This is a genomic window from Bradyrhizobium sp. WSM1743 (assembly GCF_000473065.1).
Classification (GTDB): Bacteria; Pseudomonadota; Alphaproteobacteria; order Rhizobiales; family Xanthobacteraceae; genus Bradyrhizobium.
The window spans coordinates 95,085-116,598 of the sequence record NZ_AXAZ01000015.1 but is presented as its reverse complement, the minus strand read 5'-3'; the positions used below and the strand labels follow the sequence as shown (position 1 = coordinate 116,598).

22 protein-coding genes and 1 pseudogene are annotated in these 21,514 nt (G+C 65.1%); 14 read left to right on the top strand and 9 right to left on the bottom strand.

Going from position 1 to position 21,514, the window contains the following annotated elements:
• The first annotated feature begins 15 nt into the window (after nucleotides 1–15).
• From msrB to YU9_RS0112730, 3 genes and pseudogenes are all read left to right on the top strand, one after another.
• Complete coding sequence (gene msrB / locus YU9_RS0112740) at nucleotides 16–435, top strand: peptide-methionine (R)-S-oxide reductase MsrB (protein ID WP_027573188.1); 420 nt, start codon at nucleotides 16–18, stop codon at nucleotides 433–435.
• A gap of 108 nt (nucleotides 436–543) precedes the next feature.
• Nucleotides 544–702, top strand: a pseudogene (locus YU9_RS41360) (DUF3309 family protein); the annotation flags it as partial.
• Between the two features lie 217 nt (nucleotides 703–919).
• Nucleotides 920–1,213, top strand: coding sequence for a hypothetical protein (locus YU9_RS0112730; RefSeq protein ID WP_024337713.1), 294 nt, complete (start codon nucleotides 920–922; stop codon nucleotides 1,211–1,213).
• A gap of 375 nt (nucleotides 1,214–1,588) precedes the next feature.
• Here the strand turns inward: YU9_RS0112730 and YU9_RS0112725 are convergent, their stop codons facing one another.
• Both YU9_RS0112725 and YU9_RS0112720 read right to left on the bottom strand, forming a co-directional pair.
• Nucleotides 1,589–2,131: a DUF4112 domain-containing protein gene (locus tag YU9_RS0112725; protein ID WP_027573187.1), complete on the bottom strand. Its 543-nt coding sequence runs from the start codon at nucleotides 2,129–2,131 to the stop codon at nucleotides 1,589–1,591.
• 58 nt (nucleotides 2,132–2,189) lie between these two features.
• Nucleotides 2,190–2,615 carry a DUF5413 family protein gene (locus YU9_RS0112720; RefSeq protein WP_027573186.1) on the bottom strand — a complete coding sequence of 142 codons (426 nt, stop codon included), beginning with the start codon at nucleotides 2,613–2,615 and terminating at the stop codon, nucleotides 2,190–2,192.
• 146 nt (nucleotides 2,616–2,761) lie between these two features.
• On the opposite strand from YU9_RS0112720, the gene YU9_RS0112715 reads away from it, so the two are divergent.
• The 3 genes from YU9_RS0112715 to YU9_RS0112705 all read left to right on the top strand — a co-directional run bounded on the left by YU9_RS0112715 (nucleotide 2,762) and on the right by YU9_RS0112705 (nucleotide 3,804).
• On the top strand, nucleotides 2,762–3,004 hold the full coding sequence (locus YU9_RS0112715; protein ID WP_027573185.1) for a hypothetical protein: 243 nt from the start codon (nucleotides 2,762–2,764) through the stop codon (nucleotides 3,002–3,004).
• Between the two features lie 32 nt (nucleotides 3,005–3,036).
• Entirely contained in the window at nucleotides 3,037–3,276 is a 240-nt protein-coding gene (locus YU9_RS0112710) for a hypothetical protein (protein ID WP_245266364.1), read from the top strand.
• A gap of 255 nt (nucleotides 3,277–3,531) precedes the next feature.
• On the top strand, nucleotides 3,532–3,804 hold the full coding sequence (locus YU9_RS0112705) for a hypothetical protein (RefSeq protein ID WP_027573183.1): 273 nt from the start codon (nucleotides 3,532–3,534) through the stop codon (nucleotides 3,802–3,804).
• Between the two features lie 125 nt (nucleotides 3,805–3,929).
• Here YU9_RS0112705 and YU9_RS0112700 read toward each other — a convergent pair whose 3' ends face one another.
• Nucleotides 3,930–5,522 (bottom strand): hypothetical protein, encoded by a 1,593-nt coding sequence (locus tag YU9_RS0112700; protein ID WP_027573182.1) that lies wholly within the window; start codon nucleotides 5,520–5,522, stop codon nucleotides 3,930–3,932.
• Nucleotides 5,523–5,559: 37 nt separating this feature from the next.
• Entirely contained in the window at nucleotides 5,560–6,852 is a 1,293-nt protein-coding gene (locus YU9_RS0112695; RefSeq protein WP_027573181.1) for an adenylosuccinate synthase, read from the bottom strand.
• Between the two features lie 431 nt (nucleotides 6,853–7,283).
• Here YU9_RS0112695 and YU9_RS0112690 point away from each other — a divergent pair, with 431 nt between their 5' ends.
• The gene (locus YU9_RS0112690; protein WP_027573180.1) at nucleotides 7,284–8,216 is read left to right on the top strand and encodes a DMT family transporter; all 933 of its coding nucleotides are present in this window, start codon (nucleotides 7,284–7,286) and stop codon (nucleotides 8,214–8,216) included.
• A 210-nt stretch (nucleotides 8,217–8,426) separates the two neighbouring features.
• On the opposite strand, the gene YU9_RS0112685 is transcribed toward YU9_RS0112690, so the two are convergent.
• Nucleotides 8,427–8,816 carry a DUF1330 domain-containing protein gene (locus YU9_RS0112685; RefSeq protein WP_198028236.1) on the bottom strand — a complete coding sequence of 130 codons (390 nt, stop codon included), beginning with the start codon at nucleotides 8,814–8,816 and terminating at the stop codon, nucleotides 8,427–8,429.
• A gap of 105 nt (nucleotides 8,817–8,921) precedes the next feature.
• Here YU9_RS0112685 and YU9_RS0112680 point away from each other — a divergent pair, with 105 nt between their 5' ends.
• Nucleotides 8,922–9,857 carry a DMT family transporter gene (locus YU9_RS0112680; protein ID WP_027573178.1) on the top strand — a complete coding sequence of 312 codons (936 nt, stop codon included), beginning with the start codon at nucleotides 8,922–8,924 and terminating at the stop codon, nucleotides 9,855–9,857.
• Between the two features lie 227 nt (nucleotides 9,858–10,084).
• On the top strand, nucleotides 10,085–11,062 hold the full coding sequence (locus YU9_RS0112675) for a tripartite tricarboxylate transporter substrate binding protein (RefSeq protein ID WP_027573177.1): 978 nt from the start codon (nucleotides 10,085–10,087) through the stop codon (nucleotides 11,060–11,062).
• 318 nt (nucleotides 11,063–11,380) lie between these two features.
• Here the strand turns inward: YU9_RS0112675 and YU9_RS0112670 are convergent, their stop codons facing one another.
• Nucleotides 11,381–13,066 carry a methyl-accepting chemotaxis protein gene (locus YU9_RS0112670; RefSeq protein WP_027573176.1) on the bottom strand — a complete coding sequence of 562 codons (1,686 nt, stop codon included), beginning with the start codon at nucleotides 13,064–13,066 and terminating at the stop codon, nucleotides 11,381–11,383.
• 253 nt (nucleotides 13,067–13,319) lie between these two features.
• On the opposite strand from YU9_RS0112670, the gene YU9_RS0112665 reads away from it, so the two are divergent.
• The 5 genes from YU9_RS0112665 to YU9_RS0112645 all read left to right on the top strand — a co-directional run bounded on the left by YU9_RS0112665 (nucleotide 13,320) and on the right by YU9_RS0112645 (nucleotide 19,216).
• Complete coding sequence (locus tag YU9_RS0112665) at nucleotides 13,320–14,363, top strand: C-terminal binding protein (protein WP_027573175.1); 1,044 nt, start codon at nucleotides 13,320–13,322, stop codon at nucleotides 14,361–14,363.
• A gap of 83 nt (nucleotides 14,364–14,446) precedes the next feature.
• Nucleotides 14,447–15,790 (top strand): ABC transporter substrate-binding protein, encoded by a 1,344-nt coding sequence (locus tag YU9_RS0112660; RefSeq protein ID WP_027573174.1) that lies wholly within the window; start codon nucleotides 14,447–14,449, stop codon nucleotides 15,788–15,790.
• 136 nt (nucleotides 15,791–15,926) lie between these two features.
• Nucleotides 15,927–16,883, top strand: a complete 957-nt coding sequence (locus YU9_RS0112655; protein WP_027573173.1) for a carbohydrate ABC transporter permease — start codon at nucleotides 15,927–15,929, stop codon at nucleotides 16,881–16,883.
• Nucleotides 16,876–17,775, top strand: coding sequence for a carbohydrate ABC transporter permease (locus YU9_RS0112650; RefSeq protein ID WP_027573172.1), 900 nt, complete (start codon nucleotides 16,876–16,878; stop codon nucleotides 17,773–17,775). The genes YU9_RS0112655 and YU9_RS0112650 overlap by 8 nt, the downstream gene beginning before the upstream one ends.
• A gap of 85 nt (nucleotides 17,776–17,860) precedes the next feature.
• On the top strand, nucleotides 17,861–19,216 hold the full coding sequence (locus tag YU9_RS0112645; RefSeq protein ID WP_027573171.1) for an esterase-like activity of phytase family protein: 1,356 nt from the start codon (nucleotides 17,861–17,863) through the stop codon (nucleotides 19,214–19,216).
• A gap of 223 nt (nucleotides 19,217–19,439) precedes the next feature.
• Here the strand turns inward: YU9_RS0112645 and YU9_RS0112640 are convergent, their stop codons facing one another.
• The 3 genes from YU9_RS0112640 to exbB are packed head-to-tail and all read right to left on the bottom strand — an operon-like array spanning nucleotide 19,440 to nucleotide 21,496.
• Nucleotides 19,440–20,270 (bottom strand): energy transducer TonB, encoded by an 831-nt coding sequence (locus tag YU9_RS0112640; RefSeq protein ID WP_027573170.1) that lies wholly within the window; start codon nucleotides 20,268–20,270, stop codon nucleotides 19,440–19,442.
• Nucleotides 20,270–20,716 carry a TonB system transport protein ExbD gene (exbD, locus tag YU9_RS0112635; RefSeq protein ID WP_027573169.1) on the bottom strand — a complete coding sequence of 149 codons (447 nt, stop codon included), beginning with the start codon at nucleotides 20,714–20,716 and terminating at the stop codon, nucleotides 20,270–20,272. Before exbD ends, YU9_RS0112640 begins: the two co-directional genes overlap by 1 nt.
• A 3-nt stretch (nucleotides 20,717–20,719) precedes the next feature.
• The gene (exbB, locus tag YU9_RS0112630; protein WP_027573168.1) at nucleotides 20,720–21,496 is read right to left on the bottom strand and encodes a tonB-system energizer ExbB; all 777 of its coding nucleotides are present in this window, start codon (nucleotides 21,494–21,496) and stop codon (nucleotides 20,720–20,722) included.
• Between the last annotated feature and the right edge of the window lie 18 nt (nucleotides 21,497–21,514).

The following is a 21,514-nucleotide window of genomic DNA, read 5'->3' as shown; positions in this document are numbered from 1 at the left end:
AGAAACGGGAGACCCATGCCCGACACCAAGACGAAAACCACCGACGACAAGGTCATCAAGAGCGAAGAGCAGTGGCGGCGCGAATTGACGCCGATGCAATACGCCGTGCTGCGCGAGAAGGCGACCGAGCGTCCCTTCTCCGGCGAATATGAGCACGAGAAGCGCGTCGGCACCTATGTCTGCGCCGGCTGCGGCAATGTGCTGTTCGAGTCGGATGCCAAGTTCGATTCCGGCTGTGGCTGGCCGAGCTTCACCCAGCCCGCGGTCGAGAGCCATATCGACGAGGAGCGGGATACGAATCACGGCATGATCCGCACCGAGGTGCTCTGCTCCAAATGCAGCGGCCATCTCGGCCATGTCTTCCCCGACGGCCCCGGGCCGACCGGCCTGCGCTACTGCATCAACTCGGCGGCGCTGAAGCTGGAGCCGAAATAAACAGCGCACCCGGTCGGGTTCCCCCGTGGAACCCGAGGGCGTGATGTGCTTTTCTCCTCTGGCGGTGCGGCCGATCATCGCATCTCGGCCGCTGCCAGGGAGGATGCCATGACGCTGGGGACCATCCTGATCATCCTGGTGATCATCTATCTGGTCGGCGGCCTCTCCGGCCGGTTCGGCGGTTACGGCTATGGCCTCGGCCATTCCGGCATGGGCGTTGGCGGGGTCGTGCTCGTGGTGCTGATCGTGCTGCTGCTACTTGGCAAGTGTAAACGATTTAACTATTTGATATTATTTGCTTTATTTCGGCTGCGGAGCTGCCATGCGTTGATTCATCATCTCGCATCGCGGGGGTCGCATTTCTGTCAAATCGGCCTATATTAGTGGACGAAAATGACATGTGGCGGGCCCGCTTGATTGCGGCCCCTGCCCTCCCCAACCCCACGCGCTTAAAGCCCCAGAGAAGATCACGAGGTCTTTGACCATGCGTCCACTGCGTCCGTTCAACTTCAACACTTCCGCCGAACTCTTCCCCGCCGCGATCCGCAAGAAGAAGCGTGCGGGCTTCACCTATCGGCGGTTCGGCACTGCGGCCGAGGCCGTGCAGTTCGCGATGGAGCAGTTGCCGACGGATTCGCTGAACGGCGCCTATCTCCAGGTCGAGGAAGCGCGCTTCGACCAGAATGGCATCCGCTCGCTGTACGAGAGCGATGCCTTCCCGCTGCCCCGTCGGCCCAAGCCGGCTCCGGCCGCGGAGACCGACGCCGACGCGGCGTAAGCTTTTTCGCAAGCCTCCGATGTGCGCAGAAAGCGCGATGGCCGAAAGGTCGTCGCGCTTTTTGCGTTTGGGGGGCACTCTCTCCCGCTTGCTCACTCTCTTTCCTCTCCCCGTTCGTACGGGGAGAGGGTGGCTGCTTCCACAATCGCGGTGTCAGGGACAGATACTCAGGCCTCTCCTCGTCATTGCGAGCGCAGCGAAGCAATCCAGCGTCCCTCCGCGGAAAGATTCTGGATTGCTTCGCTGCGCTCGCAATGACGATGGAGAAACCTGGCGCATCGTCGACCAGTCGGCCCTGCGGAGACTCCCCCTCACCCGGAATTTGCTCCCGCAAATTCCGGCCTCTCCCCGCAGGCGGGGAGAGGCGAAGTAGCGCTACATCCGCGGCTGCTTCTCCAGCCAGCGGCGCAGGAGACGCACGTTGCGCATGTTGGCGCGGAACATCACGTCGAAGGCATCGCCCGCGAACGGGACCATGCCGACCACGCCGTCGAGCGCGACATTGCCGAGCATGCGCGCGGTGATGTACCAGGGCGCCCCCAGCGCGCGGGCCTCGCGCACCAGCCACAGCGAGATCGCGGTGGTGATGATGTCGCCGACGACGGGGATCAGGCCGATCAGCCCGTCGATACCGTAGCGGATGTTGGTGCCGGGCAGGATGAAGGCGACGTCGAGCAGCCTTGCGATCGCCTCGAGACGCGCGATCCGCTGCTCGCGCGTCAGATTGCCGAACGGGCTCGCTTGCCCGAATTCGAAGCGAAACTCGCGAAACCCCTGCTCCAGGCTTTCCGGCCTGATCTCGTGGCCCTCCTGGTCGATGATCGGCCCGCGCGCCTCGTTGCGAGAAAAGGTCGCGCGCGAGCTGCTGCCCGTACGGGATTTGCGCGGAGCAAGGATGTCGTCCTCGGACATGATCATGGCCTTCGGTGAACGCCGCAGCACGGCGGAGGTTGCTGCCGCGACCCGACGCCGCGCGTCAGGTCGGCGCCGCCGCCACTTGCGGCTCCTCGATATAGCGATGCACGAGCCAGGATGAAATCACCGCCGGCACGAACCCGACGAGGCCGTACAGGATGAACTGCACCGCGCCCGAATCCGGCCCGCGCGAGCTGTAGGTGAGCGAGGCCAGAACAAAGGCGAACAGGCCGACCAGGAGCATCCGCAAACCCGGGCCGATCCGGCGGATGTGGATCAGGATGTCGTCGACCGCGCCGATCATCAGCGAGGGCAGGAAGCCGAACAGATAGCTGTATTGCAGGGTCTTGAAGAACACCGCGAACAGCTTGCCGACCTCGCCGAGACTGGTCTGGGTCCAATAGCCGGACTGGTAGGTCGTCGTCAGCAGCAGCAGGAACCCGCCGACGAACGGGCCAACCAGCGCAAACACCAGGTAGCGTTTCATCAAATACCCTCACACTTCCCCAGTGTTATAGCAGCGCAGCGGGAACCTTGAACAGCCGGGGCGGCAGCCGCCCCGAGGGGAACAAGTGGCAAGGCGACGAGTTCAGACAGGACCTTTGAAGTCTCCCTGTCGGATTGGAGCCGCCGATGTCCCGCAAATTCATTCTGGCGACGATCACGCTGGCAGCCCTGAGCGGCCTCTCGAGTGCGGCCGCTCTCGCGCAGGGCCACATGGGCACGCCGCAGGAGCAGAACGCCTGCTCGCGCGACGCCTCGCGCTTCTGCCGCAAGGACCTCGGCAATGACAGCGCTGTGCAGAGCTGCCTGCAAGCGCATCGCGCCAAGCTGTCGCGCGCCTGCAGCAAGGTGTTCCAGAGCCACGGCATGTGAGGAGCAGCCAGCAGCCCCAGAGGAGATCGGAGATGTCAGACATGCTGCGCGACGAACAACTCTCGATCCTCAGGGACATCAGCCAGTCGGTCGCCTTCGCCGACGACCGTCAGGGCAAGATCGGCGAGCTGATCGCAGGCGGCTATGTGATGAAGGACGGCGATCTGTTCGAGCTCACCCCGAAGGGCGTCACGGCGGTCGAGGAACATGCCGCTTCGCTCGGTGCTGGTGACGCGGAACAAGCGAGCGCATCGCCCGACCGGCTGATCTGATCGCGAGCGCCGCTTGCGGCGTGACGCGCGTGCAACAATTGCGAATTCCTTTGCGCCGACCATTGCAGGTCCGTGACAATGGCGCATACTTCGCTCGGGCGGCGCAGCACTTTCGATTCGAACATCAAGAAATCGAGCGACCACATGCGGGACCAAAGTTCCCGACGTGAAGGCTGTGACATGCGGCAGATCAAGCCGCGTGCGGCGCCCCAAAATCAAGTGGCTCAACCCACGGAACTCGGGGACGCATCCTTCATGACGCGCTATCAGACCATCACCTCTCTCTTCGCCCTCGCCACCATCTTCGCACTCCAGACATCACCCAGTCTCGCCTTCTCGCAAGAAGCCCAGCAGATGTGCTCGGGCGATGCGATGCGGCTGTGCTCCAGCGAGATTCCCGACATCCCGCGCATCACCGCCTGCATGGTCCGGAACAAGCACCACGTCAGCCCCGGCTGCCGCGCCGTGATGGACCGCGAGCACGCAGCCGCTGCGGCAGCCCGCAAGCGGGAAGCCGCGGCGCAGTAACGTCGGTCAACCGTAGCGTCATGGCCGGGCTTGTCCCGGCCATCCACGCCTAGCTCCAAGGCGCAAAGAACGTGGATGCCCGGGCCGAGCCCGGGCATGACGGTCTTCTTTGGAAGAGAGGAATCCTAATCGCCCCACTGGGCGAACGCGTCGTTGAAGGCGCGCTCGCCGGGGGCGCCCTTTTCGATGGCGATGATGGCGCGGCGCTGGTTGGCGTAGACCAGGGGCACGTCGAACCAGGAGCGCTCCTTCAGGAGCTGGACGTTGCGGGAGCGGTCAGCATCGACATTGGAGAGGCCGACCAGGAAGAAGCCGTCGGTGACCTTGACCGCGAGGCCGGCGAGCGGGGTGCCGCGCGCCTGCTCGTTCGACTTCATCAGGATGCCCGGCACATTGGAGACGCTGCCGCCGGGAAAATCCTGCGGCAGGATGAAGGTCAGCTCCGCGGTGTGGCTCGCCGGCAGCGAGGAGTCGGTGTTGCGGCGGAATGACATCGTCATCTTGAACTTGCGGTCGGGGATCTCGATGTCGGCGCGCACGGCAACGTCGGCCTTCTGGTTGCCGGAGGCCTTGATCGGCTCGAGCCGCCACACCACCGAGCCGACATATTGCTTGCCCTTGGGATCGGACGGATCCTCGTCGTAGAGCACGACCTTCTGCGCCACCGGCGCGACCGGCTGATCGCTGGCCGAGGGTTGACCGACGCGATCGGGAATCTTCGGCTTGCTCTGCGGCTGCGAGGCATCCTTCGGCGCCTCCACCACCTGGGTCGGCGAGGACTTGAACAGGTTGGTGGCGGTCTGGAGCAGCGGCTTGCCCCAGAGGATGCCGGCGCCGACCAGGATCAGCACGATGCCGACGGCGATCGCGCTCTTGAACGGAAAGGCCGAGCCGGTGCGGGCGCGCTTCTTGGCCTCGCGCTCGGACGCGATCCGCGGACGCGGCGACGGCGGCGCGTAGCGCTCGGCCTCCTCGATCGACTCGTCGTAGGAATAGGGCGCCTCGGACTCGCCGGCGCGGTTTTCCAGGCTCGGCTCCAGCCGGTCGAATTCCGGCGAGGGCGAGGGCACGTTGGCATAGGTGCGCCGCGCGGCGCGGCTGGCCTGCGCGGCAGCGCCGCCGAGATCATTGGCATCGGCCGTGATGTCGCGGAAGCCGCGCACGCCGGGCGACGGCGGCAGCGGCGGCGGGGGTCCGACGTCGGGCGGACGGCGCGCCCCTTGGCGATCGCGCCCGGCCGGCGGCTCCGGTGTCGGCGGCGGGGCAGATGGCCCGGGCTGGCGCGGGGCGTCGAAACGGGGAGCGCGCGGCGGACGCGGCGCCTCGCCCTGGTCGTCGACATTGAACGACGGACGGTCGGCCCGCGGCGGCGTCGGGGCCGGACGCGTGCGCGGCGGCGCCGCAGCCGGGTTGGCCTCGGTGGCACGGGTGCTGGCGCGGCGGAAGGCATCGCCACTGCCGCCGGGGCGGGCGCCGCCACCGGGGCGCGAGGCCTCGCGGGCACGCTGGGCGGCCTCCGATTCGACCTTGCGGACGGCCTCTTCCAGCGACAGCCGTTCGCGCGTGATCTCGGATTCGGAGAGCGGCGGCTGCACGCTGCGCAGCTGCGCGATCAGGGCCGTGCGCGCCCGCTCATAGAGCGCGCGACGGCTTTCGCCGGGAGCGTTGGGGTCCAGGGCGGCAATAGCGCGGGCGATCAGCGGGTAGTAATCAGCCATTTCTACTCAACTATACGCGCGTCCCGGTAAGATAGCGTTAAGCCTCAAACGGATTTTGCACCAGGATAGTATCTTCGCGTTCCGGGCTGGTGGAAAGCAGCGCGACCGGGCACCCCACCAATTCCTCGATCCGCCGGACATATTTGATGGCCTGGGCCGGCAGGTCGGCCCAGGACCGCGCACTGGCGGTCGGCTCCTTCCAGCCCTCGATGGTCTCGTAGATCGGTTCGACCCGGGCCTGCGCGCCCTCGCCGGCCGGGAAATGGTCGATCTCCTTGCCGTCGAGCTTGTAGCCGGTGCAGACCTCGATCGAATCGAAGCCGTCGAGAATGTCGAGCTTGGTCAGCGCGAGGCCATTGATGCCGCAGGTCCGGACCGCCTGGCGGACCAGCACGGCGTCGAACCAGCCACAGCGGCGCGGACGGCCGGTGTTGGTGCCGAACTCGCGGCCACGCTCGCCGATCTTGCGGCCGATCTCGTTGTCCTGCTCGGTCGGGAACGGGCCCTGGCCGACGCGGGTCGTATAGGCCTTGCACAGGCCGAGCACGTAACCGACCGCGCCCGGCCCGAGGCCGGCGCCGGTCGCCGCCTGCGCCGCCACCGTGTTGGACGAGGTGACATAAGGATAGGTGCCGTGATCGACGTCGAGCAGCGCGCCTTGTGCGCCCTCGAACAGCATGCGCTTGCCGGCGCGCCGCTCGATGTCGAGCAGCCGCCACACCGTCTCGGCGTAGGGCAGCAGCTGCGGCGCCAGCGCGGTCAGCTCTTTCAGGATCTCCTTGCCGTCGAACTCCGGCAGATTGAGGCCACGGCGCAGCGCATTGTGGTGCGCCAGCAGCCGGTCGATCTTGTGCGGGAGCGTATCGAGGTCGGCAAGGTCCATCAGGCGGATGGCGCGGCGGCCAACCTTGTCCTCATAGGCAGGCCCGATGCCGCGGCGGGTGGTGCCGATCGCAGTCGCGGCGCTGGCGGATTCGCGGTGCGCATCGAGCTCGCGGTGCAGCGGCAGGATCAGCGTGACGTTCTCGGCGATGCGCAAATTGTCCGGAGAGACCGCGACGCCCTGGGCCCTGAGCTTGGTGACCTCGTCGAGGAAGGCGGCGGGATCGAACACGACGCCATTGCCGATCACCGACAGCTTGCCCTCGCGCAGCACGCCGGAGGGCAGGAGCGCGAGCTTGTAGGTCTTGCCGTTGATCACCAGCGTGTGGCCAGCGTTATGACCGCCCTGGAAGCGGACGACGATATCCGCCTGCTCCGACAACCAGTCGACGATCTTGCCCTTCCCTTCGTCGCCCCACTGGGCGCCGACGACGACAACATTGGCCATGCGCGGGTAATCCTTCGAAGATTTCTTTTGTAAGTGGCATGATCCGAACGGAAAACGGGGACCCACTTTTCCGGGAGATCATGCCTGCGCCCAGCCCAATTCCCGGCCGAGGCCGGTCGCACGCGAGGCAGCCCAACCGGATAAAGGAAGCGGCCCCTCTAGGCAAGCAAGAACGGGGCTTTTTTCGGGCCCGGCGCGCACTCCAAGCCTTTGATATCCCCGGAAAATCCAGAAAACCCTCGCTACGGGCGCGACGGCTTCGACCAAAGCCTGAGAGGCCGCCTTCGCGGCTGGCATGGTCGCGATGCGTCCGCCCCCCGTTGATGCAACCTCGATTTCCGTGTCTTTGGACGGTGCCGGGTGATCAGCCGGCCCGGATCTCGCCGGGCCGGAGGGCTCGGCGTACTACATGCGGGGCCCGCATCATCGCAATGTCCGCCACCGATCAGACCACGAGTGCGGAAACATCCGGCCACGGCTGGATCGCCAACCAGCCTTATCTGCTGCTCAGCATCACCGCGCTGTGCTGGGCCGGCAACGCCATCGTCGGGCGGCTCGCCGCCGGCCACATTCCGCCGGTCACCCTATCGTTCCTGCGCTGGTTCTTCGCCTTCCTGCTGGTGCTGCCGTTCGCCTGGAAGCACCTCGTGCAGGACTGGCCGGCCATCCGCGGCAAGCTCGGCCTGATGGTCACGCTCTCGGTCACCGGCATCGGCGCCTTCAACACACTGCAATACTGGGCGCTGGAGCATACCCAGGCGCTCAATACGCTGCTGCTGCAGTCGGCCGCGCCGCTGCTGGTGGCACTGTGGTCGCTGGTCATCCTCGGCATCCGGCTCACCGCGGCGCAGGCCTTCGGCGTGCTGCTGTCGATGTGCGGCGTGCTGACCATCCTGCTGCACGGCGATTTCACCACGCTGTCGAGCATCGACTTCAACAAGGGCGACCTGATCTTCCTCCTCGCGCTCCTGATCTTCGCGCTCTATTCGGTGCTGTCACTGAAGCGGCCGCCGATGCACGGCCTCTCGTTCCTCGCCTTCACCTTCGGCTGCGGCGCCGCCTGTCTCATCCCGCTGGAGATATGGGAATTGTCCGCCCGCCCCGTGATGAAGCTCGACGGGCCGAACCTCTTGACCCTGTTCTACGTCGCCGTTTTCCCCTCGGCGCTCGCCTATCTCTGCTTCAATCGCGGCGTGCGCCTCATCGGCGCCAACCGCGCCGCGCCGTTTTTCCACGTCGTGCCGGTGTTCGGTTCGATCATGGCGATGGTATTTCTGGGCGAACACCCGCAGGCATTCCACTTCATCGGCTTCGCGCTGGTGCTGGCGGGCGTGTTCGCGGCGTCGCGGAAGCAGGCGACGTAGCCAACCGTTCCATCCAAACACGAAGGTGCCTCTTACCCTCCCCTGGAGGGGGAGGGTCGATCGCGCGAAGCGCGAGCGGGGTGGGGTGACGGTCCCTCCGCGACAAACAGTGCCCGAGTGGAGAGATCACCCCACCCCGTCACGCAATCTCGCTTCGCTCGGTTGCGTGCCGACCCTCCCCCTCCAGGGGAGGGTAAGAAAGAGCGCGGGCTATTTGATCCTGAACTTGCTGTAGGCCTCGCTCGTCGCGATGATGACGTGCTCGGCGCAGCCGTTGACGCGATGCGGGTCGGCTTCACGTTCGTAGGCTTCCGACGTCATCATATCGAGGAAGGCCGCTACCGACGGGTAATAGACCAGCGCGACGAAGTCCCAGTCGTTGCCCTGATGCGGGCCGAGTGCGACCGCCTTCGCTTCGCCGGTCCAAAGCAGCGTGCCGCCGCGCGCCCTGATCATCGGCACCGTGATCGCGCTGTAGCGCAGATACGCGTCCCAGCCGGACCCGTCGCCGTCGCGCGAGCGCGCGTGGAAGCGCATCAGGTTCAGCATCACCACCGGCGCATTCGGTTCGAGCCTCTCCAGTCCCTCGATGTTCAACATATTAACCGCCAACGGCACCTCCTCAGCTCATGCGCGCATTGTAGCATTGCGGCGCTGTGACTTGTGTCATCACGGCAATCCGGCGCAAGCTTGCATGTAACGCCCATGACGATCGCTTCGCCCGCGCCACCGACCGCCAGTCCGGCCAGTTGGCTCAACAACCAGCCTTATCTGCTGCTCAGCCTGAGCTCGCTGTTCTGGGCCGGCAACATCGTGCTCGCGCGTCATGTCGGCGCGCATGTGCCGCCGCTGACGATCACCACGATCCGCTGGTTCGGCGTGTTCCTGATCCTGTTGCCGTTCGCCTGGCCGCATCTGAAGCGCGACTGGCCGGCGTTGCGCAAGAGCCTGCCCTTGATGCTGTTCCTGTCGCTGGTCGGCTTTGCCTTCAACAATGCGATCTCGTACTGGGCGATGCAGTACACCGAGGCGCTGAACGCGCTGCTGATCCAGTCGGCAGGTCCGCTGTTCGTGGCGCTGTGGTCGCTGGTGCTGTTCGGCGTGCGGCTGACCGGCGCGCAGCTCGGCGGCATCGCGATCTCGCTGCTCGGCGTGCTGATCATCATCCTGCGCGGCGACCTCGCCGCGCTCGCGGGCATCAGCTTCAACAGGGGCGACATCATGTTCGCCTCCTCGCTGGTGGCGTTCGGCCTCTACTCCGCCTTCATCCCGCGCCGGCCGAAGATCCATCAGCTCTCGTTTCTCTCCTTCACGACCTGCTGTGGCGCGACGATGCTGCTGCCGACCGCGATCTGGGAGGCGGCGAGCGGCCGCGTGCTGCAATTCGACGGGACGACGCTGGCGACGCTGGGCTACATCCTGATCTTTCCCTCCACCCTCGCCTATCTCTTCTTCAACCGCGGCGTGGCGCTGATCGGGCCGAACCGGGCGGCGCCGTTCTTCCATCTGGTGCCGGTGTTCGGCTCGGCGATGGCGATCCTGCTGCTGGGCGAAAAGCTCCAGCCGTTCCACCTGATCGGCTACGCGCTGGTGCTCGCCGGCGTCGTGCTTGCATCGCGGCAGGGCTCGGCGATGAAGTAATTCCGCTGGGCGGACGTCGCCTCTCGTGTCCCGGACAAGATGCAGCGCGTCAGCGATGCACCGCAGAGCCGGGACCCAGGTTGCCGCAGGTGGGCCCCGGTTCAGCAGCGCATCACGCCGCGAGGAGCGGCGCGCTGCACTGCGCCCGGGGCACGAAACTCCCGTCTTCCGATTTCATTGAGGAGACGCTAGGTTCCCCGCCAACGAAAAAGAGGGAACGACCAAACATGCTTTCAGCGTTGATTCGAAACCTGCGGACCGTCGGCGCGGCCGCACTTTGCCTCGCCGCAGCGTCCACGGCTCAGGCCGACAACTATCCCAGCCGCAACATCACGCTGGTGCTGCCGTTCGCAGCCGGCAGCGGCACCGACACCACGACGCGGCTGATCTCGCAGCATCTGTCGCAGGCGCTCGGCGTTCCCATCGTGATCGAGAACAAGGCGGGCGCCAACGGCATGCTCGCCGCGACCTATGTCGCGAAGGCCGCCCCCGACGGCTATACGCTGCTGGTGACGACCAACACCACGCATTCGGCCAATCCCTATCTGCTCAAGAGCCTCACCTACGATCCGGTCAAGGATTTCACCCCGATCGCCCGCACCGGCGATTTGCCCTTCATGCTGGTCATCAATCCGGAAGTGCCGGCCAAGTCCGTCGCCGAGCTCGTCGCTTATGGCAAGGCCAATCCGGGCAAGCTGAGCTACGCCTCGGGCTCGTCGTCGGCGATCGTGTCGGGTGCGACCTTCGCGCACAATGCCGGGCTCGACCTCTTGCACGTGCCCTACAAGAGCTCGCCGCCGGCGCTCAACGACGTCATGGGTGGCCGCGTCTCGATGATGTTCGTCGACATCCTGACCGGCCTGCCCCACGTCAACGGCAACGCCCTGCGCGCGCTCGCCGTCACCACCAAGGACCGCTCGCCGCTGGTGCCGCACCTGCCCTCGATGCAGGAGGCGGGCGTGCCGGATTTCGACATCTCATCGTGGCAGGGCTATTTCGGTCCCGCCGGCATGCCGAAGGAGATCGCGACGCGGCTCAATGCCGAGATCAGGAAGATCGTCGAGAATCCGGAGATCAAGGCCAAGCTCGCCACGCTCGGCATGGACGCCTTTTCCGGCACGCCGGAGCAGCTCGGCACTTTCGTGAACGAGCAGCTCGTGCTGTGGGAGAAGCTGATCACGAACGCGAAGATCGAGAAGCAGTAGGGCGGGTCCCCGTGTCCCGGACAAGATGCAGCGCGTCAGCGATGCATCGCGGAGCCGGGACCCAGACTGCTACAAGCATGGGCCCCGGCTCGGCAGCGCATCGCTGAAGGAGCGCTGCGCTGCGTCCGGGGCACGATCCCTCCGCATTCTCCGTCATGGCCGGGCTTGTCCCGGCCATCCACGCGTACCGACGTGTGAGGTGCCTAAGAAACGTGGATGCCCGGGCCTTCGCCTCGCCGAAGCGGCTTCTGCCGCGCAGGCGGGACAAGCCCGGGCATGACGGCGGAGTAGATCGAAGCGTCGGTGCACGCGCGAAAACTACGCCGCCCGCACCTTGGCGAGGAAATTGTCGACGGCGCTGCGCAGCGCGCCGGACTGGTTGTCCAGCTCGCGGGCGTTGGAGAGCACGTCGGTGGCGGCACTGCCGGTCGCTTCCGCGGCCGAGGTGACGCTGCCGATATGGGCGTTGATTTCGCTCGAGCCGGCCGCGACCGACTGGATGTTGCGCGCGATCTCGCGCGTCGCCTCGCCCTGCTGCTCGATCGATGCGGAAATGCCCGCGGTGATCTCGCTCATCTCGGCGATCGTCTGGGTGATGCCGGAGATGGCCGCGACCGCGTCGCCGGTCGAGGTCTGCATTGCCGCGACCTGGGCGGAGATCTCCTCGGTCGCCTTCGCGGTCTGGTTGGCGAGCGCCTTCACCTCGGAGGCGACCACGGCGAAGCCGCGGCCGGACTCGCCGGCGCGGGCCGCTTCGATGGTGGCGTTGAGCGCGAGCAAGTTGGTCTGCGCCGCGATCGAGTGGATCAGCTTGACGACTTCGCCGATCTTCTCGGCGCCGGAGGAGAGCACCTGGACGGTGGCGTTGGTACGCTCGGCATCGTTGACGGCGCGGCTCGCCACTTCGGTCGATCGCGTGACCTGGCGGGAGATTTCCGCGACCGAGCTCGACAGCTCTTCGGCGGCCGCCGCGACCGTGCCGACATTGCCGGAGGCCTTTTGCGAGGCAGCGCCGACCGTCGCCGCGCGCGACGAGGCGTCGCTGGCGGTTGCGGTCATCGACTGCGCCGTGGTCTGCATGCCGGCCGCGGCCGAGGAGACCGAGCGGACGATGCCGTTGACGCTGCGCTCGAAGTCGTTGGCGATCTCTTCCATCGCGCTGCGACGTTCCGCCGCGGCGCGTTCCTTGGCGTCCGCCTCGGTCTTCTCGAGGTCGCGGATGCGGACCGCATTGTCCTTGAAGATCTGCACGGTCGAAGCCATTGCACCGACCTCATCGCCGCGGCCGACACCGGGGACGTCGCCTTCGAGCCTGCCGTCGGCCAGCTCCCGCATCCGAGTGCCGAGCAGGGCGAGCGGAGAGCTGATGCTGCGGCCGACCAGCCACGCGACACTCCCGGCAACGATGACGATGCCGAGCATCGCCAGACCGAGCAGCCAGTAGACCGGCCCCATCTTGGCATCGATGTCATCCAGATAGGCGCCGGTGCCGAGATACATGTCGAAGCCGGGGACCGCGACGGCGTAACCGATCTTGCGGATCGGCGTTTCCTGGCCGGGCTTCACATACTCATAATGAAGCAGAATCTCGCCATGGGCCTTGACGCCATCCATCAATTCCACCGACAGCTTGCGGCCGTTGGTCATGACGTCCATCCGGTTGGTGCCGATCACCTTCGGATCGGGCGCAAGCTGGGTGAGGCCATCGTAGGACGTGCCGAACAGATAGCCGGCGCCCTTGTCATAGGTCATGGAATTGCCGTAGCGGCGAAGCTCGGCCATCGCAGCGTCCTTCGTCATCTCGCCGGCGTCGACGCGCTTCTTCAATGCGGCGGCATAGTTGCGCGCCAGCTCGACGATCGCCTTGGCCTGATCGATGCGCGCATTCACCATCTCGCGCTTCATCAGATAGCCGGCGAGAACACCGGAGACGCACAAGCCGAACAAAGTGACGCCGACAAGAATGCCCAGCTTGGGCGCGATCTTCAGATTGCTCAACTTCACAGGTTAGCTCCGGCAATGATGGGACACGGGCACGCGACCAGATCGATCGAAATCGAATCAATTTTTATTGGGCCAGCCCTTAGCAAGTTACTTACGTGCCTCCGTAGAAGCCCGGACCGCGCATGGGAAAACGGAAATATACCGCGCTCATGACAACCGACAATTGTACGCACCTGCCCCGATTTCGCGTAAAAGACGCAAAGGCCCGCTCGTGGAGGCGGGTCACAACAAGAAACCAAATCGGGAGCAGGACATGCCGAAATACAGGGTGGTGACGCCGAAGGGTGCGAGCTTCACCGTCGCGGGCAGCGATTATTCCTATGAGCGCGAGGCGCTCGATCCGATCGATGCCGAGATCGTCGAGGCGCCCGCCGACGAGGCCGGATTCATCGCCGCCGCGAAAAATGCCGATGCCATCTACGCGAAGGGCATCCCGATCACCAAACCGATCATCGACGCGCTTGAGAGCTGCAAGGTCATCACGCTCGGCTCGGTCGGCGTCGACAGCGTCGACGTCAAGGCTGCCACCGCCCGCGGAATTCCCGTCACCAACATCCCCGACACCTTCATCGAGGAGGTCGCCGACCACGCCATGATGCTGCTGCTTGCCGGCTTCCGCCGCCTGGTCGAGCAGGACCGCATGGTGCGTGACGGCCGCTGGGCCGAGGGCCGGCCGGCGCTGCTCAAGATCCCGAGGCTGATGGGCCAGACCCTCGGCTTCATCTCGTTCGGCCGCGTGGCGCGCGCGGTTGCGAAGCGCGCCGCGCCGTTCGGCCTGCGCATGATGGCCTACGATCCCTTCATCCAGGAAACGCTGATGTACGACCACGGCGTGATCCCGGCGACGCTCAACGAGGTGCTGTCGCAATCCGACTTCGTCTCGATGCACGCTCCGGCGAGGCCCGAGGTCCATCACATGCTGACCGAGAAGCATTTTCGGCAGATGAAGAAGGACTCGATCTTCATCAACACCGGGCGCGGGGCCACGGTGGACGAAGAGAGCCTGATCAAGGCGCTGCAGGAGGGCTGGATCGCGCATGCCGCCCTCGACGTGCTGGAGCAGGAACCGCCCTCGCACAACAATCCCCTGCTCGGCATGGAGAACGTGACCCTGACCGCCCATGTCGCCTCGGCCTCGGCACGGTTTGACGAAGCGCGCAAGCGCCGGGTGGGCTACGAATTGTCACTGGTGCTTCAGGGCATGTGGCCGGTAAGCTGCGTCAATCCGTCGGTGCTGCAGAACACCGCGCTCCGCCGCTGGCAGCCCGTCAGCATGGACCGCGGACCGAACAGCTAGGCGGCCGGCGCGAAGGCGCCAACGACGAACGGCCCTTCACCGGCGATCAACGCCGGGAAGGGAGACATCATAGGGAGGTACTGATGAGGAACGACATCACACGTCGTGATGCCTTGGCGCTGGGCCTGTCCGCTGCAACGCTCGCGGCCACCGGTGCTGCAGCGCAAACATCCACTATCAAGGCTGCCGACGTTCCGGCGCCCAAGCTGCCGATCGAGAAGGGCGCATCCTTACGCATGCTGCGCCCGGTGCGCTTCGTCCAGGCGGATGAGGATGTATTCCGCGCGAATGCAGCGAAGTTCACCAAGGAGACCGGGGTCGAGGTCAAAGTCGACTTCGTCGGCTGGGAAGACATCAACCAGCAGACCGCGGTGACCGCCAATTCCGGCGCCGGCCCCGACATCATCATCGGCTTCTCGGATGCGCCGCACATCTATATCGACAAACTGATCGAGCTGACCGACGTCGCGGACTATGTCGGCAAGCGCTATGGCGGCTGGCTGCCGCTGGCGCAACGCTACGGCAAGAAGAACAAGAGCGAGTCCTGGATCGGACTGCCGTTCGGCGCCACCGCGGGGCCTCTGATCTACCGCAAGTCGATCCTGCAATCGGTCGGCTTCGACAAGGTGCCGGAAGACCATGCCGGAATCGTCGACCTGTGCCAGAAGCTGCACAAGGCCGGCAAGCCGGCGGGCTTCGCACTCGGCAACGCCAAGGGTGACGGCAACGGCTTTGCGAACTGGGCGCTGTGGTCGCACAATGCCGCCCTGCTCGACGAGGAGGGCAACCTCACAATCAACAGCAAGGAGACCATCGCCGCGCTGAACTGGGTCAAGCAGCTCTACCCGACCTTCATCGCCGGCACGACCTCGTGGAACGACGTCAGCAACAACCGGGCCTACTCCTCTCAGGAGATCTCGCTGACGGCCAACGGCGTCTCACTGTATTTTTCGCTGAAGAACGATTCGGCGACCAAGGCGATCGCCGACGACAGCGAGCATCAACTGCTGCCGAAAGGCCTGGCCAAGGTCTCGCCGATGGCGGGCCTGACGCTGAACGCCATGGTGTTCAAACACAGCCAGTACCCCAACGCGGCGAAGGCCTTCCTGCAATTCATGCTGGAGAAGGACCAGTACGAACCTTGGCTCAATGCCAACTCCGGCTACTGGTCGCAGCCGCTCGCCGCCTATGCCGATGCCGCCGTTTGGAAAGGCGACCCCAAGGTCTCGATCTTCAAGGATACGATGAAAAGCACATACTATGACGGCTATAAGGGACCGATATCCACGGCGACGGGTGCGGTCAGTGCAGACTACGTGCTGATTCAGATGTGCTCTGCCGTTGCGACCGGTGCGGCCACGCCAGAGGCTGCCGCGGCCGAAGCCGAGCAGCGCTGCAAGCGGTACTTCCGGCGGCAGGGCCGGTGAGAATCGACAAAACCGCCGTCATTGCGAGGCGCACTTGCGACGAAGCAATCCAAACTGCGCCGTAGAACCAAACTGGATTGCTTCGCTCCGCTCGCAATGACGGTGTGGTGACATTCAACGGCAGGACAACAAGCTGATGTCCGTGACGACGCTTTCCTCCCACGCACTGGTGCAACGGCAGCCGAATTGGCTGGTCCGCCTGTTCGACTACAAGCCGTTCCTGATCGTGATGTGCCTTGCGCCCGCGATCGGGCTGCTCACCGTGTTCCTGACCTATCCGCTCGGCCTCGGCGTCTGGCTCGCCTTCACCGACACCACGATCGGCCGGCGTGGCATCTATGTCGGACTCGAGAATTTCCAGTATCTGCTCACCGATTCCCTGTGGTGGAACGCGGTATTCTACAGCGTGGTCTATACGGGAATCGCGACGTTCGGGAAGTTCGCACTCGGCTTCTGGCTCGCGCTGCTGCTCAACAACCATTTTCCGTTCAAGAGCGTGCTGCGTGCGATCATCCTGCTGCCCTGGATCGTGCCGACCGTGCTTTCGGCGCTGGCGTTCTGGTGGATCTACGATCCGCAATTCTCGATCATCTCCTACCTGCTGGTCGACGTGCTGCATTGGCGCAGCGACAACATCGATTTCCTCGGCTCGCCCTGGCCGGCCCGCTTCTCGCTGATCGCCGCCAACATCTGGCGCGGCATTCCCTTCGTCGCGATATCGCTGCTGGCGGGGCTGCAGACCATCTCGCCCTCGCTCTACGAGGCCGCGATGCTCGACGGCGCCAGCGCCTGGCAGCGCTTCCGCTACATCACATTCCCGATGATGATGCCGATCCTCGCCATCGTCATGACTTTCTCGATCATCTTCACCTTCACCGACTTCCAGCTGGTCTACGCCATCACCCGTGGCGGCCCCGGCAATTCGACCCATCTGCTGGCGACGCTGGCGTTCCAGCGCGGCATCGCCGGCGGCGAGCTCGGTGAAGGCGCCGCGATCGCGGTGTCGATGATCCCGTTCCTGGTGTTCGCGACGCTGTTCTCCTATTTCGGCCTGGCGCGGCGCAAATGGCAGCAGGGAGAGAGCAATGACTGATACTGTCGCGCAAGCCGCTGTCGCCGACGCGAAGGCAGCGCCCGACACGATGGCCTGGGATTCCGGGCTGCGGCGGCTGATGATGATCTATCTGCCGCTCGGCTGCTTCGTGCTCATCCTGCTGTTCCCGTTTTACTGGATGGCGATCACCTCGTTCAAGCCGAACGCGGAGTTGATGAATTACAAGGAGCACAATCCGTTCTGGATCTCCTCGCCGACGCTGGCGCACATCAAGCACCTGCTCTTCAACACCGCCTATCCGCATTGGCTATGGACGACGATGCTGGTCGCGATCGGGTCGACCACGCTGTCGCTGATTGCGTCGACGCTGGCGGCCTATGCGATCGAGCGCCTGCGCTTCCGCGGCAGTCCCTATGTCGGCCTCGGCATCTATCTCGCCTATCTGGTGCCGCCCTCGATCCTGTTCATTCCGCTCGCCACCGTGGTGGTGCAATTCGGCCTGTTCGACTCGCCGCTTGCCCTGATCCTGGTCTATCCGACCTTCCTGGTGCCGTTCTGCACCTGGCTCCTGATCGGCTATTTCAAGTCGATCCCTTATGAGCTCGAGGAGTGCGCGCTGGTGGACGGCGCCACCCGGCTGCAGATCCTGCGGCGGATCACGCTGCCGCTGGCGGTGCCCGGGCTGATCTCGGCCGGAATCTTCTCCTTCACGCTGTCCTGGAACGAGTTCATCTACGCGCTTGCCTTTATCCAGAGCGGCGCCAACAAGACCGTGCCGGTGGCGATCCTGACCGAACTCGTCACCGGCGACGTCTACCAATGGGGCGCGCTGATGGCGGGATCGCTGCTCGGCTCGCTGCCGGTCGCGATCTTCTACTCGCTGTTCGTGGATTATTACGTGTCCTCGCTGACCGGTGCGGTGAAGGAGTAGATGACCGCTGCGGCCTTTGGCCCGGCTTCACAATACTGCAACATGCGATCCGCATAACGCGTGCGTCCGCCAACAGGAGACGCACATGCGCGCGACTTTTCTCAGCACCGTCGCAACGATCATTCTCACCGCGAGCACCGCACTCGCGCAGAGCGAAGGCGAATTCCCAGCCAAGCTCGCCGGCCACGTGGTGATGCCAGCCGAGTCGTTCATCGATGCGCCGGCCGATGCACCCGCCGATCTCAAGACCTCGGGCAAGTATACCACAGGCAAGCGCGTCGACGCGCTCGGCACCGTCATGGGCAAGTCCTATGAGCGTCCGACCGGCGTGTCGCTGCCGTTCAAGGGCCAGCCGCTGCAGGGCCATTCCGGCATCAAGACCATGCCCGACGGCAGCTTCTGGGTGATCACCGACAATGGCATGGGCGCGCGCGCCAACTCGCCGGATTCGATGCTGTACCTCAACCGCTACAAGATGGATTGGGCGGACGGCAAGATCGAGCGCCTGGAGACCATCTTCCTGCACGATCCCGACAAGAAGGTCCCGTTCCGCATCGTCCATGAAGACACCCAGAAGCGCTACCTCACGGGCTCCGACTTCGACACCGAAGGTTTCCAGATCATCGGCGACACCTTCTGGATCGGCGACGAGTTCGGCCCCTACATCCTGAAGGCCGATAAATCGGGCAAGATCCTCGGCGTGTTCGAGACGGTCGCCGACGGCAAGCCGGTGCGCTCGCCGGACAACTGGGCCGTCGCGACGCCCGGCGCACCCGGTGCGACCTACACCAACGTTAACCTTCGCCGCTCCAAGGGCTATGAGGGCTTCGCCTCGTCCAAGGACGGAAAATTCCTCTACGGCCTGCTCGAGGGCTCGCTCTGGGATGCCGAGAAGAAGGACTGGGAGAAGGTTGACGGCAAGGAAGCCGCCCGCATCCTCGAATTCGATGTCGCCGCGGAGAAATTCACCGGTCGCTACTGGCAGTATGTGTTCGAGCAGAACGGCAATGCCATCGGCGACTTCAACATGATCGATCAGGCCTCCGGCCTCATCATCGAGCGTGACAACGGCGAAGGCACCGCGGACAAGGCCTGCCCGCAAGGCCAGCGCGGCGAGAACTGCTTCCCTGACCTCGCCAAGTTCAAGCGCGTCTACAAGATCGAGCTCTCCGACGCCAATGTCGGCAAGCCCGTGCGCAAGATCGGCTATATCGACCTGATGAAGATCCGGGATCCCGACAAGAAGGCGAAGAAGCCGCTCAATGACGGCGTCTACACCTTCCCGTTCTTCACCATCGAGAACGTCGATCGCGTCGACGACACGCATATCATCGTCGGCAACGACAACAATCTGCCGTTCTCCTCCAGCCGCGATCCCAACAAGGCCGACGACAACGAATTCGTGCTGCTCGAGGTCGCGGATCTCCTGAAGGCGAAGTGAGACGACGCTCGCTCCTCTTAACCTCTCCCCGCCCTTTGCGGGGAGAGGTCGGATCGCGCAGCGATCCGGGTGAGGGGCAGGGCAGTAAGTTCGCTACAGGTTGCAGTCGATCCGACTCGCCTTGCGGCGCGTTCGCTCTGTCGCCCAAATCGAGTTTGCGGAGACGGCCCCTCTCTCACTCCCTCTCCCCGTAAGAACGGGGAGAGGGAGTGAGAGAGCATCGTCACCTCACCGTGAACTCCACCGGAATCGTGAAGCTCATCGAGCTGTTCTTGATCTCGTCCGGGATCGGCGGAAACGGCGACGCCTGGCGGACCATGGACATCGCCTGAGCGTCGAAGGCGGCGACGCCGGACGTGCCGCTGAGGCGGCTCGATGTCACCTGCCCGCTGCGGCTAAGAGTGAAGCTCAGCCTCGCGACGCCGCGCTGGCCGCCGCCGCTGGCCGGATATGAGTGGAAGCGCATCAGATGGGCGCGGACGCGCTGATTGTAGGATGCGATCGCGGAGGCCGTCGCACCCGCACTGATGGCGGATGCCATCGGCGCCTCGCGCTCGGCCCGCGGCGGTGCGCTGGTGCGCGGCGCGGGTGTTGCGTCCGACGGTTTCTTTGCCTCGCGGCGAACCACTTTCGGCTTCTCCTGCGCGGGCTTTTCGACCGGCACGATCTTCGCCGGTTCGGGCTTGGCAGGTGTTGGCTCCAGCTTCTGCTCCGGTGGCGCGACGACGTCCGGCTTTTCCTGCGGCGGCGTCGGCGCGATGGTGTCCTCGACGGCCTGCTGCTGTACGGGCTCGGGCGGCGAGGCGTCGGCCTCCTGCATCAGCGGCCCAGGGGCGACGTCGTCCTGCGTCGGCTGCGGCGCCGAGGTCACTGGCGACATGTCGACCATGATCGCAGGCAGGCTGACGCCCTGCTCCGGTTGCGACCTAATCCAATTCATCGCCAGCAGTGCAGCGGCTACATGCAACGCCACGATCACTGCGCCCGACACGCCCCAGCGCGCGGCTTCACGTTCGCCGAGCGGCTCGTGCAGGGCGAAGGCGTTCGCGGCCATCAGCTGCGTCCGTCGAGGCCGACAAGGGCGACCTTGAGATAACCGGCATTGCGCAAGGTGTTCATCACCTCCATCAGGTCGCCATAGGAGACGGCCTTGTCGGCGCGCAGATAGATGCGCTCGTCCTTGCGGCCCTTGGTGGCGGCGTCGAGTGCAGCAGCGAGGCTGTCGCGCGCCATCGTGTCCTCGCCGACGGCCACGGTGAGATCCGGCTTCACCGTCACAAAGGTCGGCTTGTCCGGCCGCGGCGCCGGCTCGGCGGCCGTCGCAGGCAATTCGACGCCGATGTCGACGGTGGCAAGTGGCGCCGCCACCATGAAGATGATCAGGAGCACCAGCATCACATCGATGAACGGCGTGACATTGATCTCGTGGGTGACGTCGAGATCACCGGGGTCACCGCGCTTGAGCGGCGATGGCGAACGTGCGCCGAGCTTCGCGGCCATGGCCTACTCCGCCGCCCGCGTCAGGCGGAAGTCGCGGTGGTCGCGCTGGCGGCTCACCAGCAGCATGAGTTGCGCCGAGGCGTCGCCGAGCAGTGCGCGGTAATTGGCAATGCCGCGGACGAGATGATTGTAGATCACGACCGCCGGAATCGCGGCGACGAGACCGAGCGCCGTCGCCAGCAACGCTTCCGCAATGCCGGGCGCGACCACCGCAAGACTGGTGGTGTGGCTCTCGGAGATGCCGATGAAGGAATTCATGATGCCCCAGACGGTGCCGAACAGGCCGACGAAGGGCGCGATGGCGCCGATGGTTGCGAGCACGCCGGTGCCGCGCGCAATCTGCCGCGACATCGCCGCCTCGACCCGCTCCAGCCGCAACGCCACGCGCTCCTGCAAGCCGTCGTCGAGAATGCCGCCGGAAAGCTCGGCCTCCCTAGCGCAGGACTGGATCAGCTGGGCGACCGCGTCGCGCGCGTCGCCGGTCCGTGCGGATGCCTCGGCCAGCGTCATGTTGCCCTCGAGGGCACGTGTCCGCTGCAAGGCGAGCGAGCCCTTGCGGCGCAGCTCGATGGTCTTGGCGAGCCACACCGTCCATGTCACCAGCGAGGCGATGGCGAGGCCGACCATCACAATCTTCACGATGATGTCGGCGCTGAGGAACATGCCCCAGGGCGACAGATTGCGCGGCAACAGGGCTTGGTCGATCGCGAAGGCCGGCTTCGGCGCGAAGGCCAGTGCGATTGTTGCGATCACGTGCCGAAGCCTGAAAATGCTGTGCATCCTGATCTCCCGACGGAT

What these genes read in the sequence shown, in the direction of transcription:
- msrB (WP_027573188.1), top strand. Translation starts at nt 16, where the DNA reads ATGCCCGACACCAAGACGAAAACCACCGACGACAAGGTCATCAAGAGC.
- YU9_RS0112730 (WP_024337713.1), top strand. Translation starts at nt 920, where the DNA reads ATGCGTCCACTGCGTCCGTTCAACTTCAACACTTCCGCCGAACTCTTC.
- YU9_RS0112725 (WP_027573187.1), bottom strand. Translation starts at nt 2,131, where the DNA reads ATGATCATGTCCGAGGACGACATCCTTGCTCCGCGCAAATCCCGTACG.
- YU9_RS0112720 (WP_027573186.1), bottom strand. Translation starts at nt 2,615, where the DNA reads ATGAAACGCTACCTGGTGTTTGCGCTGGTTGGCCCGTTCGTCGGCGGG.
- YU9_RS0112715 (WP_027573185.1), top strand. Translation starts at nt 2,762, where the DNA reads ATGTCCCGCAAATTCATTCTGGCGACGATCACGCTGGCAGCCCTGAGC.
- YU9_RS0112710 (WP_245266364.1), top strand. Translation starts at nt 3,037, where the DNA reads ATGTCAGACATGCTGCGCGACGAACAACTCTCGATCCTCAGGGACATC.
- YU9_RS0112705 (WP_027573183.1), top strand. Translation starts at nt 3,532, where the DNA reads ATGACGCGCTATCAGACCATCACCTCTCTCTTCGCCCTCGCCACCATC.
- YU9_RS0112700 (WP_027573182.1), bottom strand. Translation starts at nt 5,522, where the DNA reads ATGGCTGATTACTACCCGCTGATCGCCCGCGCTATTGCCGCCCTGGAC.
- YU9_RS0112695 (WP_027573181.1), bottom strand. Translation starts at nt 6,852, where the DNA reads ATGGCCAATGTTGTCGTCGTCGGCGCCCAGTGGGGCGACGAAGGGAAG.
- YU9_RS0112690 (WP_027573180.1), top strand. Translation starts at nt 7,284, where the DNA reads ATGTCCGCCACCGATCAGACCACGAGTGCGGAAACATCCGGCCACGGC.
- YU9_RS0112685 (WP_198028236.1), bottom strand. Translation starts at nt 8,816, where the DNA reads ATGTTGAACATCGAGGGACTGGAGAGGCTCGAACCGAATGCGCCGGTG.
- YU9_RS0112680 (WP_027573178.1), top strand. Translation starts at nt 8,922, where the DNA reads ATGACGATCGCTTCGCCCGCGCCACCGACCGCCAGTCCGGCCAGTTGG.
- YU9_RS0112675 (WP_027573177.1), top strand. Translation starts at nt 10,085, where the DNA reads ATGCTTTCAGCGTTGATTCGAAACCTGCGGACCGTCGGCGCGGCCGCA.
- YU9_RS0112665 (WP_027573175.1), top strand. Translation starts at nt 13,320, where the DNA reads ATGCCGAAATACAGGGTGGTGACGCCGAAGGGTGCGAGCTTCACCGTC.
- YU9_RS0112660 (WP_027573174.1), top strand. Translation starts at nt 14,447, where the DNA reads ATGAGGAACGACATCACACGTCGTGATGCCTTGGCGCTGGGCCTGTCC.
- YU9_RS0112655 (WP_027573173.1), top strand. Translation starts at nt 15,927, where the DNA reads ATGTCCGTGACGACGCTTTCCTCCCACGCACTGGTGCAACGGCAGCCG.
- YU9_RS0112650 (WP_027573172.1), top strand. Translation starts at nt 16,876, where the DNA reads ATGACTGATACTGTCGCGCAAGCCGCTGTCGCCGACGCGAAGGCAGCG.
- YU9_RS0112645 (WP_027573171.1), top strand. Translation starts at nt 17,861, where the DNA reads ATGCGCGCGACTTTTCTCAGCACCGTCGCAACGATCATTCTCACCGCG.
- YU9_RS0112640 (WP_027573170.1), bottom strand. Translation starts at nt 20,270, where the DNA reads ATGGCCGCGAACGCCTTCGCCCTGCACGAGCCGCTCGGCGAACGTGAA.
- exbD (WP_027573169.1), bottom strand. Translation starts at nt 20,716, where the DNA reads ATGGCCGCGAAGCTCGGCGCACGTTCGCCATCGCCGCTCAAGCGCGGT.
- exbB (WP_027573168.1), bottom strand. Translation starts at nt 21,496, where the DNA reads ATGCACAGCATTTTCAGGCTTCGGCACGTGATCGCAACAATCGCACTG.